Annotated in this window: 14 protein-coding genes; 6 read left to right on the forward strand and 8 right to left on the reverse strand. The window is 63.7% G+C overall.

Features of this window, described 5'->3' with window-relative positions:
* Window positions 1-48: 48 nt before the first annotated feature.
* Entirely contained in the window at window positions 49-1,488 is a 1,440-nt protein-coding gene (cls, locus tag FX984_RS19065; protein ID WP_098480682.1) for a cardiolipin synthase, read from the forward strand.
* Window positions 1,489-1,529: 41 nt separating this feature from the next.
* Here the strand turns inward: cls and cfaB are convergent, their stop codons facing one another.
* The 8 genes from cfaB to hflK (FX984_RS19105) all read right to left on the reverse strand — a co-directional run bounded on the left by cfaB (window position 1,530) and on the right by hflK (FX984_RS19105) (window position 10,678).
* Window positions 1,530-2,714, reverse strand: coding sequence for a C17 cyclopropane fatty acid synthase CfaB (gene cfaB / locus FX984_RS19070; protein ID WP_027608198.1), 1,185 nt, complete (start codon window positions 2,712-2,714; stop codon window positions 1,530-1,532).
* A gap of 87 nt (window positions 2,715-2,801) precedes the next feature.
* On the reverse strand, window positions 2,802-3,590 hold the full coding sequence (locus tag FX984_RS19075) for an HvfC/BufC N-terminal domain-containing protein (protein WP_146476909.1): 789 nt from the start codon (window positions 3,588-3,590) through the stop codon (window positions 2,802-2,804).
* The gene (gene bufB / locus FX984_RS19080) at window positions 3,581-4,426 is read right to left on the reverse strand and encodes an MNIO family bufferin maturase (protein WP_027608196.1); all 846 of its coding nucleotides are present in this window, start codon (window positions 4,424-4,426) and stop codon (window positions 3,581-3,583) included. Before bufB ends, FX984_RS19075 begins: the two co-directional genes overlap by 10 nt.
* 66 nt (window positions 4,427-4,492) lie before the next feature.
* Window positions 4,493-4,744, reverse strand: a complete 252-nt coding sequence (bufA2, locus tag FX984_RS19085; protein WP_027608195.1) for a BufA2 family periplasmic bufferin-type metallophore — start codon at window positions 4,742-4,744, stop codon at window positions 4,493-4,495.
* A 116-nt stretch (window positions 4,745-4,860) separates the two neighbouring features.
* Complete coding sequence (locus FX984_RS19090; RefSeq protein ID WP_092355971.1) at window positions 4,861-6,747, reverse strand: cation-translocating P-type ATPase; 1,887 nt, start codon at window positions 6,745-6,747, stop codon at window positions 4,861-4,863.
* Window positions 6,744-7,778, reverse strand: coding sequence for a protease modulator HflK (hflK, locus tag FX984_RS19095; protein WP_146476907.1), 1,035 nt, complete (start codon window positions 7,776-7,778; stop codon window positions 6,744-6,746). The genes FX984_RS19090 and hflK (FX984_RS19095) overlap by 4 nt, the downstream gene beginning before the upstream one ends.
* Complete coding sequence (gene hflC, locus FX984_RS19100; RefSeq protein ID WP_146476906.1) at window positions 7,775-8,761, reverse strand: protease modulator HflC; 987 nt, start codon at window positions 8,759-8,761, stop codon at window positions 7,775-7,777. Before hflC ends, hflK (FX984_RS19095) begins: the two co-directional genes overlap by 4 nt.
* Window positions 8,762-8,773: 12 nt before the next feature.
* On the reverse strand, window positions 8,774-10,678 hold the full coding sequence (hflK, locus tag FX984_RS19105) for a protease modulator HflK (protein WP_146476905.1): 1,905 nt from the start codon (window positions 10,676-10,678) through the stop codon (window positions 8,774-8,776).
* Between the two features lie 318 nt (window positions 10,679-10,996).
* On the opposite strand from hflK (FX984_RS19105), the gene FX984_RS19110 reads away from it, so the two are divergent.
* Genes FX984_RS19110 through FX984_RS19130 form a run of 5 tightly spaced genes read left to right on the forward strand, consistent with a single transcriptional unit; the run spans window position 10,997 to window position 15,749 of the window.
* On the forward strand, window positions 10,997-11,620 hold the full coding sequence (locus FX984_RS19110) for a CDP-alcohol phosphatidyltransferase family protein (RefSeq protein WP_027608190.1): 624 nt from the start codon (window positions 10,997-10,999) through the stop codon (window positions 11,618-11,620).
* A gap of 10 nt (window positions 11,621-11,630) precedes the next feature.
* Window positions 11,631-13,385 carry a bifunctional alpha/beta hydrolase/class I SAM-dependent methyltransferase gene (locus FX984_RS19115; RefSeq protein WP_027608189.1) on the forward strand — a complete coding sequence of 585 codons (1,755 nt, stop codon included), beginning with the start codon at window positions 11,631-11,633 and terminating at the stop codon, window positions 13,383-13,385.
* Window positions 13,386-13,387: 2 nt separating this feature from the next.
* Window positions 13,388-14,686 (forward strand): phosphatase PAP2/dual specificity phosphatase family protein, encoded by a 1,299-nt coding sequence (locus FX984_RS19120; RefSeq protein ID WP_027608188.1) that lies wholly within the window; start codon window positions 13,388-13,390, stop codon window positions 14,684-14,686.
* Window positions 14,676-15,119, forward strand: coding sequence for a hypothetical protein (locus tag FX984_RS19125; protein ID WP_027608187.1), 444 nt, complete (start codon window positions 14,676-14,678; stop codon window positions 15,117-15,119). The genes FX984_RS19120 and FX984_RS19125 overlap by 11 nt, the downstream gene beginning before the upstream one ends.
* A 9-nt stretch (window positions 15,120-15,128) precedes the next feature.
* Window positions 15,129-15,749 carry a lysophospholipid acyltransferase family protein gene (locus FX984_RS19130; protein WP_027608186.1) on the forward strand — a complete coding sequence of 207 codons (621 nt, stop codon included), beginning with the start codon at window positions 15,129-15,131 and terminating at the stop codon, window positions 15,747-15,749.

Consider the following 15,749-nt stretch of genomic DNA (forward strand, 5'->3'; position numbering starts at 1 on the left):
GCCGTTCATGGTCTGTTAGCCATTGGATTGTCTGGAGTACCGTCGTCCATGGATTTCTTTGGCCCGCACCTGCTCGCCTACTTCATCGCCACGCTGCACTTGCTCGGGACTCTCGCCGCGATCCACGCGGTGCTGACCGTCAGGACCGCCCAAGGCTCGATCGCCTGGGCCCTGTCACTGATGTTCATGCCCTATCTCACCTTGATCCCCTACCTGATCTTTGGCCGCAGCACCTTCGACGCGTATATCCAGGCCCGTCGCCAGGCCAACCAGGAAATGCACACCGCGATCACCGAGCTGAACTGGCGCCCGTGGGTCGAGGAGGCTCTCGCCGCGCGCAACTCCAGTGCCTACGCCTCGTTGCGTGCCATGCCCAAGCTGGGGCGCATGCCGTGCCTGGCAAACAATGAAGTGCGCTTGTTGATCAACGGCGAGGCCACTTTCCGTGCAATCTTCGACGCCATTCGCGGTGCCAAAACCGCCGTGCTGTTTCAGTTCTTCATCATTCATGACGATGAACTCGGTCGTCAGTTACAGGCGCTGTTGAAGGAAAAGGCTGCCCAAGGCGTGGGCATCTACGTCATGTACGACCGCATCGGCAGCCACGCCCTGCCCCATCAGTACGTGCAATCGCTGCGCGACGCCGGGGTGCAGGTCAAGGCATTCGCCACCCGCAGCGGTTGGCTCAACCGTTTCCAGGTCAACTTCCGCAACCATCGCAAGATCGTGGTGGTGGACGGTGTCACCGGGTTTGTCGGTGGGCACAATGTGGGCGATGAATACCTGGGCAAAAAACCGCCGCTGGCGCCGTGGCGCGATACCCATGTGCAAGTTACCGGCCCGGTAGTGGCCTGCCTGCAGGAGTCGTTTGCCGAGGACTGGTTCTGGGCCGCGCGCGAGCTGCCGCCGCTGATCCTGCCGGACGCCTACCCCGAAGACGGCGTGCTCTGCCAATTGCTCGCCAGCGGCCCAGCCGATCCCTATGAAACCTGCTCGCTGTTTTTCGTCGAGGCCATCCATGCGGCCACCGAGCGCGTGTGGATCACCAGCCCGTATTTCATCCCCGACGAAGCGGTGTTCGCCGCCCTGCGCCTGGCGGTCCTGCGGGGCGTGGACGTGCGCCTGCTGTTGCCATCGCGGCCCGACCACCGCATCGTGTACGCCGCGTCCAGCCTGTATGCGATCGAGGCGGTGCGCGCCGGTGTCCGGGTGTTCCGCTATACGCCGGGTTTTTTGCATCAGAAGGTGGTGCTGGTGGACAACGAGATCAGCGCCATCGGCAGTGCGAACATGGACAACCGTTCATTCCGGCTGAATTTCGAAGTGATGTTGCTGACGGTCGACGAAGCCTTCGCCAAGCAGGTTGAACAGATGCTGCTGGACGACTTCGCCCAGGCCCATGAAGTGAGCCAGGAAGAAAGCCGCGAGACCCGCCGCCTGCAGCAACTGGGCATGCGGGTGGCGCGCTTGATCTCACCGATTCTGTAGGAGCGAGGCGTCCCCCTCGCTCCTACAGTAATCATTCACTTTCAGCGATAAATGTCTTCCCGCGTCCACGGCAGTTCATGGCTGCCATCCGCGTGAGGCTTCACCGCGAGGATCTGGTGCAGGTTGATCCAGCCCCGCGCAAACGCATAGGCACACCCGGCCAGGTACAGCCGCCAGATGCGCAACGCCTGCTCCGGCACCAGCTTCGCCGCCGCTTCCAGGTTGTCTTCCAGGCGCTCGCTCCAATGGTCCAGGGTGCGCGCGTAATGCAGGCGCAGGCTTTCGACATCGACCACTTCCAGCCCGACTTCGCTGATCTCGGCAGTCATCATCGCCAGGTGCGGCAGCTCGCCGTTGGGGAACACATAACGCTCGATAAACTCCCCGGCGCCACGGCCTACGGGCCGGCCGTCGGTGTGCTTGGCGGTAATGCCATGGTTCATCACCAGGCCGCCTTCGCGTACGGCACCAAACAGGGTCTTGCAGTATTGCGCCAGGTTGGCGTGGCCGACGTGCTCGAACATGCCCACGCTCACCACTTTGTCGAAACGACCATCCTGGGGCAGATCGCGGTAGTCGAGCAGTTGCAGGTCGATCTGGTCTTCCAGGCCCTCGGCTTTCACCCGCTCCTTGGCCAATGCCAGCTGTTCCTTGCTCAGGGTGATACCAAACACTTTCACCCCGAACTCACGCGCCGCAAAACGTGCCAGCCCGCCCCAGCCACAGCCTACGTCGAGCAGGTACTCGCCGGGCTGCAAGCGCAACTTGCGACACAGGTGGCGGAATTTGTCTTGCTGGGCCTGGTCGATGGATTCGCTGCCGGTTTCGAAATACCCGCAGGAGTACGCCATGTCCTGGTCCAGCCAGAGCTGGTAGAACGCGTTGGACAGGTCGTAATGGTAGGAAATAGCCGCGGCGTCGGTGACCTTGTCGTGAATCGAGCGCACCGGCAGACTCCCGCCCTCATCCTCGACCAAGGCATGACTCAGCTCATCACAGACCCGGATCACTTCACTGATGGAGCCTTCCAGCTCCAGTTTGCCCTCGACGAAGGCTTCGCCCAACGAGTCGAGCGTGGGGTGGGACAGTTTGGGTACGACCGTGGGGTCCTTCACCACGATGGTCACACTGGGCTCGGGGCCCAAGTTGAATTCATGGCCATCCCAGAGTCGAAGACGCAGCGGCAGCTGTAGATTCTGTAAGGCCGGTGGAAGTTGCGCGAGCATGAGTAGTCCCCCCTTGTTTCAGACGTCTGGAATGAGGGTAGACCATCCCGATAAAAAGTAGGAGGCTATCGATTTGATAGCGTTCTTCTATGGGGCCCGGCGCTGGAGCAAACCGTCCTGGATCCACTGTTTCAGCCATGTCACCGCTTGCAGTGGTGCACCCTCTCCATAAGTGACTGCCAGTTGCGCACACAGTTCTGCGAAGGTCCAACCGGTCGTCACCATCCCCGCCAGCGCAAACGCCTCGGCCGGTCCCAGGCTGCGATAACGGCACACATTCTGATCGCGCCATACCAGGCAGATCTGTGCGAAGTCCAAGGTGTGGCTGTCGGGGAAATCCGCGCCATCCTTGCTGGCACGCCAGATGGCCACGGTGTTGAAGTGGCAAAGCCGCTGCTGTACGGATGGTGTCAGGAAGACCTGCAAACCGGGCCAATCCTCGGGCGGCAGCACCGCCATATCATCCTGGGTCAGCGGCTCACCCTGCGGCGCATCGAACGCCAGGGTGAAGGCCCACTCCAACTGGGCCAGTTCAACCAGCGGCGCACTTTGCTCGGCCACCAGGTGCTCGTGGATAAACGCCGGAAACCGCTCGCCCAACCAGCGCAGGCTGTAGTGAGCCGAGGGATAACGACGCACATAGGCTTGCGTCAGCAGCGCAAACTCATCATCCCCCAGCCAATACCGGATGGCGCTGAAGTCGTGCCGCAACACCTCCTGCAGCCGTGCCAGATAAGCGTTGTGGTAGATCGCCAGGCCGGTGTCCACGTCCAGCGTCGGCCCACCCAATAACGTGGCGGCAAAGCCATTGGTGGTATCTGGCGTCTGCGCTGACAGGTGCTGTTCAAAGGCCAACTGCCAGTCGATCAGGCGCATAACGACCTCCGGGCCAAGGCTGCGGCGCCTAGCTTGCGGGCCTTTTCCAGCTCGGTGAGGAGCTCTTCGAACGGCGGGAAATGGTCATCGCGCTCCAACAGCGTCGAGACCGGCCCGAAATGCTCCAGGGTCTGTTGATACAACGCCCACACCGGATCGCACACCGGATGGTCGTGGGTATCGACCACGTAGTCGCCGTAATCCATATGCCCTGCCAGATGCAGCTGGCGGATGCTGTCGGGCGGCAGGTTGCGGATAAAGGTCCAGGCATCGAAGCCATGGTTGCGCGCACTGACATACACATTGTTAACGTCAAGCAGCAACTGGCAGCCCGACAGGTGGGCCAGGGCATTGAGGAATTCCCATTCGGTGAATTCATCCGCCTTGGCACGCACATAACTGGAGACGTTTTCCAGCACCAGCGGGCGCTGCAACACATCCTGCACTTGGCGAACGCGAGCAGCTACGTAGTAGAGGCTTTCTTCGGTGTAAGGCAGGGGCAGCAGGTCATGCAACTGGTGCGCGCTGCCACGACTCCAGCACAAATGATCGGAAATCCACGCGGGCTGGATGCGCTCCGCGAGCTGCTTGAGGTGTTTCAGGTAGTCCATGTCGACGGGGTGGGGGCCGCCGATGGACAGGGACACACCGTGCATCACCAACGGGTAACGCTCGGCTATCGCATCCAGGTAGTACAAGGCTTTACCGCCCTGCACCAGATAGTTCTCGGAGATCACTTCGAACCAATCCACGGCCGGCGCTTGTTCAAGGATCTGCTGGTAGTACTCACTGCGTAAACCCAGGCCGTAACCCAGACTTGGAAGGGACGCGGACATGACTCGCTCCTGGGCAAAGTGTCCGCAGCGGTGGGGGCTGCCGCTGCGGTTGCACTCGTTTGCCGGTTATTCGCCGACTTTGCCGCCCGCTGCGTCACAGGCGGCCTTGGTCATGGCCTTGAAGCCGTGGCCCTTGCACACCGCCTGGCCTTTGCAGGCGTTTTCAGCGGTTTTGCAGTCGTTCATGCCTTTGCAGGACGTCACGCCGTAGCAATGCACTTGCGCATCGGCGGCTTGTACCTGGGTCGCAACACCGGCAAACATGGTGGCGGCGGCCATCGCCAGGGCAGCACCAGCAGCAGCGGATTTAATCTTCATTCTCGTATTCCTCATGATCGGTAGTGGCGTCGGTCTGAACGGAGTGCCCAGTCTCGACACAGCACTAGAGTGAGGCCCCTTATCGGCGTTACAGCCGTGTGCAAATATTTCTGAAATTAATCCTCAAGCTTCGACAGCGGCTCCTGAAACCGCAGCAAACGCCCGGCATTGCCCAGTACCAGCAAGGTGCTGAGGTTATGCAACACCGCCGCAATCATCGCCCCCGCAGCGCCCAACCAGCCAAAGGCGGCAAACACCACGATAGCCAAGGTCCAGCCCAGGCCGATGACCACGTTGACCTGCAACGTACGCCGGCACTGGCGACTCAAGCGCACACAGGTGCCCAGGCGCCGCAGGTCGCTGCCGATCAACACCACATCCGCCGAGGCCAGCGCAATGTCCGCCCCACCCGCGCCCATGGCCACCCCAACCACGCCAGCCTTGAGCGCCAGGGAATCGTTGATCCCATCACCGACCACCATGGGCCGGAAGCCGCTGCCGATTTCCCCCAGCACGCGGTTGAGCTTGTCTTCCGGCAACGCCTGGGCTTCGACATCGCTGATGCCCACGTCCAGCGCCAGGCTGTCGGCCACGCTTTGACGGTCGCCAGTCAGCAGCAGTTGGCGACCCAGGCCCAAATCCCGCAACTCTTGCAGGGCCTGGCGCGCCTCCGGCTTGACGCTGTCGGCCAGCAGCAGCCAGGCCAGGAACTGCCCGTTCAGGGCCAGCCCGGCAATCGGGCCGTCATGGTTGGGCACCGTCGTCGTGACAATACCCAATTGCTCGAACAACTCGGGACGGCCCAACGCCGCTTCGCCCTGCTCGGTCTGTGCCACAACGCCTAAGCCCTGGCGCTCGCGAATATCCGTGAGCGCCAGCAGTTGCGCCTGAGTCGCCAACCCCGCCAACGCACGGCTGACCGGGTGGCTACTGGCCGAACCGAGGCTGGCCGCCAGGTTGAGCAGCGCCTGGCGGTCGGTCGACGAGGTCTCGATGGACTGCAAGCGCAGGGTGCCGAAGGTCAGGGTGCCGGTCTTGTCCACCACCAGCGAGGTCAGGTCCGCCAACTCTTCGAGGAACGCCGAGCTGCGAATCAGGATCCCGTGCCGGGCCGCCACGGCAATCCCGGCAATCGCCGTTGCCGGTGCCGACAGCACCAGGGCGCAGGGGCACGCCGCCACCAGCACCGCGAGCATCGCCTGGGCGTCATTGGTCACAAACCAGGTTACTGCCGCCAGCAGCAATACCAACACCATATAGCTGCCCGCGTAACGCTCCAGCAGCCGCGTGATCGGCGGCTTGGAACGTTCGGCGTTCTGCATCAGCGCGATGACTTTGCCCAGGGTCGACTCGTTGCCGGTGCGCGTCACTTGCAGGCGCAACAGGCCATCGAGGTTGATCGCCCCGCCAAACACCTGCACACCCACACTGGCTTCCAACGGTACCGACTCACCGGTGATCGGCGCCGTGTCCAGGCTCGCCTGGCCCGACAGCACCACGCCATCGGCGGGCACCCGATCACCGGCGCGCACCTCGACGATATCCCCGGTGCTCAGGGTGCCGTTATCCACTTCGATGATGCTGCCGTCGGCCTGCACCCGCCGCGCATGGCTGCGGGTCAGTTTGCCCAGGGCATGAATCGCCTCCTGGGAGCCGATCACACTGCGCTCTTCCAATACGTGGCCGAAGATCATGATGATCGGCAGCAGCGCGGCGGTGAGCAGATCGCCGGTGGCCCAGGCGCCGAGCATCGCCAGGGCGATCAGTTGGTCGGTAATGCCATGCAGGCTGGGAAAACGCAGGCTGTACCAGGCCGAGCGCATCACCGGCACCGCCACCAGCAACGAGGCCACACCGAGCAGCAACTGGCTGACGCCCGTCTGGTCCGGCGCCAGCCAGCGCCATACCAGGCCCAGCGTCAGCAAGCCCAGGGCGAGCATGGCCAGGGTCAATTGTCGGGCAGCGCTGCGCTGTTCGGCGGAGGTCAGCATGGGTGCGCTCATTGTTCGGCTCCCTGGATGATCAAGCGGGAGTCGTCTTTAGGATCGACCGTGGTCACCGAACCGGCCTGGCCGAGAATCTTCGGCATACGCTCGCGGTACAGGCGCAACAGCAAGCCCGGGTCTTTGACCTGGGCCAGGCTGGCGACCGTGGCCGTTTGCGCCTGGGCATTGGCCAGGCGTTCACTGGCCTGGGCGTGGGCAACCTGCACCAGGCGGTCGGCCTGCTGGTTGGCGGTCTGGGTGAGTTTTTCCGCTTCGGTCCGGGCGTTTGCCACGGCTTTGTCGGCTTGTTGACTGGCGGTGAGTACGGCGTTGAATGCGTTCACCGCCGGGCCCGGCAGGCTCGATTGCACATCGACCCGCGTCACCTCGATGCCCAGCCCCAGACCGGTGGCGGCCAACTCGGCCAGGCGCTTGTTGATGCATTGCACCAAGTCACCCCGCAGCCGCTCGCGACGCTCGGCGGCGCCGTTGTCGGTACCGATCAATTCGGGGCGCGCCACCAGGATCGTGTCCAGATCGCGCGCCGCCGTCAGGGCCACGGCGCTGCGGGTCACCAGGCGATCCAGGGCCGGCAGCACATGCGCGCCCTGCAACACAAAGGCGTAGGGTTCGGTGACCTTGTAGAACACCCGCACATCCAGCTGCACCACTCCGGCATCGCCGGTCAGCAGGTAGCCGGAGCCGGCCAGGGCATCGCTCAAGGGCGTGGCGAAACTGGCCACACGATCAGCCTGCACCGCCGCATCGGAACGCAACAGGTTCTCCACCCGACGCTCGATCACCCGGTCGGCCGCCGGCAATAACACCACCTGCTCTAACGGCTGCGGCCAGGCCAGCAGCAGCCCGGCATTCTGGATGCGGTCGAGGGCGCCGAAGTGCAGCACCACCGCACGGTTCTGCGGGTCGATCTGCCGCACATTGGAAAACGCCCATGCCAATGCGGCCAACACCGTCACCGCGTACAACGCCAGGAACGTCAGGCGCCCGGCCTGGATCCAGGGGCTGTCCGGGCTGTCACGCTCGGTCATGGCTGAACGTCCTTGGGCCCGTCCACCAACGCGCGAAAGGGCGCGGCGTCGGTGCGCAGGATGATTTTGGTGCCGGGGGTCACGACCGTGCCCAGGGTATCCAGGGAGCGCAGCAGGTTATACAGCTGCGGATTGCCGGCGTAGGCACGCCCATAAATCTGCGCGGCTTCGACCCGCGACTGGGCTTCGATGTCGGCGGCTTTCACCGTGGCATCGGCCTGCACGATGCGCGCATCACGCTCAGCCGCGGAGCGAATCTGCGCGGCCTCGCGCTTGCCCACGGCCGTGCGTTCGGTGGCGATGGTTTCACGCTCGGCACGCATGCGGTCGACGGTGGCGGTGAGCGTGACCGACGGCAACGTCAGCCGCTCGATCCCCACCTGCGCCACGCGCACGCCATAGGTGGTGAGCAATTGTTGATCAATCTGCTGGTGCAGCTGCGCCTCGAAATCGGCAATGCGCACCTGGCTGGCGTCAGTGTTGATCAAGCTCGACAGGTCAAAGCTGGCCGCCGTGGTTTCCAGCGCCGAGCCGACAAAGGTGCGGATCTGCCGCGCCGCCTCATCCGGCTGGTTCTGCACGGCGCGCATAAAGCGCTGCACATTGTCGGCATCGCCCTGCACCTGCCACGCCACATAGGCCTGCACGATAATCCGCAGGCCGTCGCGCGTGCCCACATCCTGCAAGCCGCTGGAGGTGGTGCGCAGGCGCAAGTCCACCGGGATCGCCGCTTCGAACGGCGCCGGCCAACGCCAGCCCAGGCCCGGTTCCAGCAACACCCGCGACGGGTTGCCGAAGCGGGTAATCACCGTGGCCTCGCCGGAGCGCACCTGCACCAGGCTCGCCGCCGCCACCGCGAACAGCACCAGCAACACCGCCCAGGCCATACGCCGCCAAGGGAAAGGACCCGCCGCCTGTTCATCACCGTGATGAGGGTGATGGTGGCCGTGGTGGTGACCATGATCGTGAGAATGAGCGCTCAACAGACAGACTCCTTATTGAACGGCTTTACGCGGCAGCGAAGGGTCGGCCGGCAAAGTAAAAGAACGCAGATCAATCGTCGGCGCGCCATCGGCGCCCAGGCGGTGATCCAGAATAAGCAGCTTGGCGTGGGCCAGGCCCAGGCTGAGTTGGCCCAGGTACTGTTCCAGCACAAAGGCCCGACCGGCCGTGGCGTAGGCCTTTTGTTCGGCGGTAAAGCGCAGGTCGGCCGCTTGGGCGCCGGCATTCACTTCGCGGGCGGTGGCCAAGGCCTGGTCGCGGGCCGTGCTGGCTTGCAGCAAGGCCTGGTTGGTGTGTTCGCTGGCGGCGCCGCGCTCGCGGGAGATCAGGGCCTGGGCGCCGATCTGCGCGGCTTGCACGCCGTGGTAGGCATTGGCGGCGCCGGCCGGTGGGTGGATGGCTTCCACGACAGTGGCGAGGATTTCCACACCGCTGTCGAGTGCCTGCAAGTCTGCCTGCACGGCGCGGCCGATTTCGTCGGCCAGGCGCGTGCGTTGTTCGCCGAGCAATTCGTCGAGGGTACGCGAGGCAAAATCGTGCACCAGGATGCGGCTGGCGGTGCTGCGGATCAGGGTCGGCACATCCGCGCTGTTATAGGTGGCGGCGAGCGCGGCCTGGTCGGTGAGGCCAATGCGGTAAACGAAGCGCACATCCATATTGACGATCTGGAAGCTCTGTTTATCGCCGCTGCTGCTGGCGATCACCTGGGATTTGTCATTCACATGGCTGGCGTCCCACAACCGATTGGCAATCAGCGGTGCCGGGCCTTCGGCAGGCGCCAGCTCCGGAGTAGAGGCTTCGCTGACGCTGGTGGCCAACTCATGCACCACGCCGTTCTCCACGTTGATCACGCGGCCCAGGGGCCAGGGCAAGCCGGTATGCAGGCCCGGGCCGAACACCTCGACGGGCTTGCCAAAGCGCTCATAAATCCCACGGCCTTGCAGGGGCACTTCATGCACGCCGGTCAGCGCCCAGCCGACCGCCAGCACCACCAGCAGCACCGGCAAAAACGCCCGGCGCATGTAGGTAAACGCCCAGATCTGGCGCAGGTCGATGCCGAAACGGTTGTGTAATTCGTGCTGCAACGCCAGCAACGGTTGTGGCGGCCAGCGCAGCAACCCGGCGATGAAACTCTGCGCCATCAGGCGTGGTTCAAGGCGCGGCTGGCGCGGGCTGAACAGCGACAGCAGGCCTCTTAATAGAAACTCCAGCGCTACCAGCGCCGGCAACAGCCCGACCAGCACCGCCAGGCGCAACGGCCAGACCGACTCGGCCCCGGCAAACAGCAGGCAAATGGCACTCACCACCAGGCAGGTAATCGCCACCCGGCTCAACTGCGCCAGTTGCGCGGCTTCCGGCCACTGGGCCGTGGTTTCCTGAGCCAGGCGCCGTTCGAACACCAGCAAGCCAAACGCCAGGGCCAACGCCAATGCCGCCCCCACGCTGGCCGCTTGGCCGACAGGCGCCGAGGACAGGCCCAGGTTCCAGAATTCGATGATGCTGACCAGCGCCAGCAGCGACCAGCCGCCCAGCCACAAGACCGGGGCGCCGATCTGCCGGCCAAAGCGTTCCACAAGGCGCGCGTAGCGACCCGTTTCTTCAACGGGCAATTCGGCCGCCGGCGCCTCCAGCGCCTGGGCCCGCCAATCGGCCACCCACCACGCCGACTGCAGCCCTGCCACCAGCACCAGCAGGGCCGATGCGCAGTTGATCAACACCACCGGCCAGATCGACAACGGTGCAAACAGCGCGACAAACAACGCCAGCACCCAACCGACTACGGCCAGTACTGTCAGACTGATACCGGCTTGCCGCAATCGGCGGGCATGGAACAGCCCTTGCTGAAAACGCGGCAGGCCTTCCACCGAAGCGCCGTCCGCCTCTAGATCCACTTGCATCCACTCACGCCCGCTTGTACACAATTCGTTACGATATAACACGCGGCGTGAAATTTTTGTTCGTTAAACAGGGTTTTTGAACATGGCAGAAATCTCCTGTGGGAGGGGGCTTGCTCCCGATGGCGATGGGTCAGCCGGCACATGCATCAACCGGTAGACCGCCATCGGGGGCAAGCCCCCTCCCACATTTGTCCTTCAGTGCTTTCCAGATCGTGACTAAACCCCCATAAACACGCGCCATCACTGGTATAGGCCATGAATAATCGGCACACTCCAGGCAGTTTTTCGCGGGCTCTCGGACAAGGAAGCGTCACCCCCATGATTTCGATCTATCAGCTCAAACCGCGGTTTCAGAACCTGCTGCGTCCCCTCGTGCAGCGCCTCTATGACAATGGCACCACGGCCAACCAGATCACCGTGCTCGCCGGGGTCATTTCCCTGCTGGTCGGCCTGTTGATCGCCAGCTTCGCCCAGCACCTGTGGCTGTTTGCGCTGATCCCGCTGTGGATGATCCTGCGCATGGCCCTCAACGCCATCGACGGCATGCTCGCCCGGGAATTCGGCCAGCAGTCGCGCCTGGGCGCCTACCTCAATGAATTGTGCGACGTGATTGCCGACAGTGCGTTGATCCTGCCCTTCGCGCTGATCCCCGGCGTGAGCCTGGTGCCGGTGCTGCTGGTGGCGCTGCTGGCGGTGTTCAGCGAATACGCCGGGGTGCTGGGGCCGATGGTCGGCGCGTCACGGCGCTATGACGGGCCGATGGGCAAGAGTGACCGCGCGTTTGTCCTCGGCGTGCTGGCCACCGGTGTAGCGCTGGGCTGGCTCGGCGCTGGCTGGGTCGACACTGTGATGTGGCTGGTCGCCGCCCTGCTCGCCTACACCCTGGTCAACCGGGTGCGCCAGGGTTTGAAAGAAGAACAACCTATCTCCCCTTCTGCATAAGGATTTTGCAATGCGCGAACAGCAAGAGCACACCTTCAGTACCCATGACGGCGTCGAGCTTTTCTACCGTCATTGGCCGGCCAGCGCGCCGGCGGACGGCGAGCCGCGCAAGGCGATCCTGCTGTTCCATCGCGGCCATGAGCACTCGGGGCGTATCGCGCACCTGGTGGATGAACTGGACTTGCCGCAGTTCGACTTCTTCGCCTGGGACGCACGGGGTCACGGCCAATCGCCTGGCGAACGCGGCGACAGCCCGAGCTTCGCCACCAGCGCCCGTGATGTGCAAACTTTCCGCGACCATATCGGCGCCACCTATGGCATCGAGGAAGAAGACTGTGCCGTGATTGCCCAAAGTGTCGGCGCGGTGATCGCAGCCACCTGGGTGCATGACTACGCGCCGAAAATCCGCGCCCTGGTGCTCGCGTCCCCGGCGTTCAAGGTCAAGCTGTACGTGCCCTTTGCCCGGCCGGGCCTGGCGCTCATGCGCAGGTTTCGCGGCAACTTCTTCGTCAACAGCTACGTCAAGGCCAAGTTCCTCAGCCATGACCCGGAGCGCGTGGCGTCCTACGACAGCGACCCGCTGATCACCAAGGCCATCTCGGTGAACGTGCTGCTGGGCCTGTACGAAGCCGCCGACCGGGTTGTCGCCGATGCCCAGGCGATCCAGGTGCCGACCCAAGTGCTGGTCTCGGGCGCCGACTTTGTGGTGCACCGCAAACCCCAGCAGCAATTTTTCGACCGCCTTGGCAGCCTGAAAAAAGAACTGCATATCCTCCCCGGTTTTTTCCACGACACCCTCGGCGAGCGTGACCGCGCGGTGGCCGTGAGCAGCGCCAGGCGCTTTATCCTGCAGAACTTCGCACACCCGCTGGACCGTGCGTCCCTGCTGGACGCCGACAAACTGGGCGCCACCTGCGCCGAATCCGAATCCCTCGCAGCGCCCTTGCCGCGCAATTCCCTGCGCGACCTGTACTGGCGCCTGACCCGCGCCAGCATGGGCCTGGGCAAGAACCTGTCGGACGGCGTCAAGCTGGGCTTCGACACCGGCTTCGACTCCGGCAGCACCCTGGACTACGTGTACCGCAACACGCCCACCGGCAAAGGCGGGCTGGGCCGCATGATCGACACCAACTACCTCAACTCCATCGGCTGGCGCGGTATTCGCCAGCGCAAGTTGAACGTCGAGGAACTGCTGCGCCTGGCCATGGCCAAGCTGAGGGATGAACAGCGCGAAGTGCGCATCGTCGACATCGCCGCCGGCCACGGGCGCTACATTCTTGAAGCCTTGCAGGGCGTGTCGCCGCTGCCGGAATCGATCCTGCTGCGCGACTACAGCGACATCAACGTGCGTGACGGTGGCGCGCTGATTCGTGAGAAGGGCCTGGGAGACATCGCGCAGTTCGTCAAAGGCGATGCGTTTGACCGCTTGGATTTGGCGGCACTGCAACCCAAGCCGACGCTGGCGGTGGTGTCCGGGTTGTATGAATTGTTTGCCGATAACGCCATGGTCGGTGGTTCGTTGGCCGGCCTGGCTGAAGCCGTGGAGCCCGGCGGTTACTTGGTCTACACCGGCCAGCCATGGCACCCGCAACTGGAACTGATCGCCCGCGCACTGACCAGCCATCGCCAGGGCCAGGCCTGGGTGATGCGCCGTCGCAGCCAGGCAGAAATGGATCAGTTGGTAGAAGCCGCGGGCTTTCGCAAGATCACCCAGCGTGTGGATGAGTGGGGCATCTTTACCGTGTCCCTGGCCCAGAAGATCTGACCATGCGCGAACCCGGTCTATTGAAACCAGCGGTGCTGTGGCTGCTGCTGTTGGCGCCGCTGTTTTTCAGCACCTACGGCTTCGCCACGTGGGTTACAAGCCAGCGCAGCGATGTCGGCACCCTGGTGTTCGGCTGGGAAACCCATATGCCGTTCTGGGCATGGACCATCGTGCCCTATTGGTCCATCGACCTGCTTTACGGTTTCTCCCTGCTGCTGCCCAACAGCCGCCATGAGCTGAAGCAACACGCGCTGCGCCTGCTCAGCGCGCAGGTCATCGCCGTAAGTTGCTTCCTGATCTGGCCGCTGCGCTTCACCTTCGAGCGGCCGGAGCTGGATGGTGTGTTCGGCTGGCTGTTTGCCGTATTGGCGGGGTTCGACAAACCCTTCAACCAGGCGCCCTCGCTGCATATCGCGCTGCTGGTGATCCTGTGGGTCATGTATCAGCGCCACACCCAAGGGTTATGGCGCTGGCTGGTGCATGGCTGGTTCGCCTTGATCGGTATTTCGGTGCTGACCACTTATCAACATCACTTTATCGACTTACCCACAGGCGCCCTCGCCGGCTGGCTATGCGTGTGGCTGTGGCCGGTGGAACACCCAAGCCCCTTGCTGAATGCACGGCTGACCCGGGATTCGAAGCGCTGGCGCGTGGGCCTGCGCTACGGCCTGGGAGCCTTGGCACTGGCGATTCTGGCGTTTTCCCTGGGCGGCGGCTGGTTATGGCTGCTCTGGCCCGCGGTGTCCCTGGGCCTGATCAAGGCGAATTACCTGGTGCTCGGCGCTGCGGGCTTTCAAAAACGCAGCGATGGCCGGCTTACACCTGCTGCGCGTTGGCTGTACGCACCCTACCTGGCCGCGGCGTGGATAAACTCGCGCCTGTGGACACGCAAACACCCACAGCCGGACCTGATTGTGGATAACGTCTGGCTGGGGCGAATTCCCAGTGCGAAAGAGCAAAATTCATTCAGCGCCATCGTCGACCTCTGTGCCGAATTGCCGATTAATCCACAAGGCCGTGCGTATCAAAGCATCCCGGTGCTGGACCTGATCGCCCCGACACCCGCCGACTGCCAGCAAGCCGCCGAGGCCATCGAGCGCCTGCGTGCAAGCGGCCCGGTGCTGGTGTGCTGCGCCCTTGGCTACTCACGCAGCGCCACCGCCATCGCCGCCTGGCTGCTGCACAGTGGGCGCGCTGCCACGGTGGACCAAGCGCTGGCTATTATTCGTACAGCGCGGGCCCATGTGGTCCTGCATCCTGCTCATCGTCAAGCATTGGAGGGTTTGCCCCATGCCCGCTGATATGGAACTCCAGGTGGTCGCCAGCCTGCTGCGCCGTGGCCGTTCGCTGGATCAGTTATCCACAGGCCTGACCGTGGCCGGGGTGTTATTCGGCCTGGCCCAGTTGCTGATGGCGAGTGTTTCAACCATCTGCCTGCTGCTCAGCCTGTGGATGATTATCCTGGGGCTGCTGCAAAAGTACTGGGCGCTGCGGGTGGCCTTTGACGCCGACCTGTTCGCCCTGCTGGCCCGCGACATCGAGCGCACGGCGGACCTCGATCAAGCCCTGCAGACCCTTGGCCTGCAATCGCCCAAGCGGGCCGGCCGGCCCTGGACCGAGCGCCGTCGCGGCGCCCTCAAATTGCTGCGCAAACAAGCCTGGCTGCTGGGCGCGCAAGCGCTGCTGACCCTCGCCGTGATCCTCGCCAGCCCCTGGCTGCCTTTCGCCGCATAAGGAATCCCCATGTTCGAACCCGTGGTCGCCACGCTGATTACCTCCATGGCCCGCACCGTCACCGGCGCCCGCAGCCTGTGGCTGGGTTGCGCGCCAGTGCCGGTGCAACGTATCTATTTCGCCAACCACAGCAGCCACGGCGACTTCGTGCTGCTGTGGGCCTCGCTGCCGCAGAACCTGCGCAAATTCACGCGCCCGGTGGCCGGCAGCGATTACTGGAACAAAAGCGCCCTACGCCGCTACATCATCAACCGCGTGTTCAATGGCGTGCTGATCGACCGCGAGCGCAAGGACCCTGTGGATAACCCCCTGCAGCCCATGCTCGCCGCGCTGGAAGGCGGCGACTCGCTGATCATCTTTCCCGAAGGCACACGCAATCTGGAGGACGGCTTGCTGCCGTTCAAAAGCGGCATCTACCATCTGGCCAAAAGTTACCCACAGGCCGAGTTGATCCCGGTGTGGATCGCCAATCTCAACCGGGTCATGCCCAAGGGCCGCGTGCTTCCGCTGCCTTTGCTGTGCACCACCAGCTTCGGCGCCCCCTTGCAATTGGAAGAAGGCGAAGACAAAGCCGCGTTCCTTGCCCGAACCCGCGACGCCCTGCTCGCCCTCGCCCCGGAGCATTCCTGA

Source organism: Pseudomonas marginalis (assembly GCF_008692035.1).
Classification (GTDB): Bacteria; Pseudomonadota; Gammaproteobacteria; order Pseudomonadales; family Pseudomonadaceae; genus Aquipseudomonas; species Aquipseudomonas marginalis.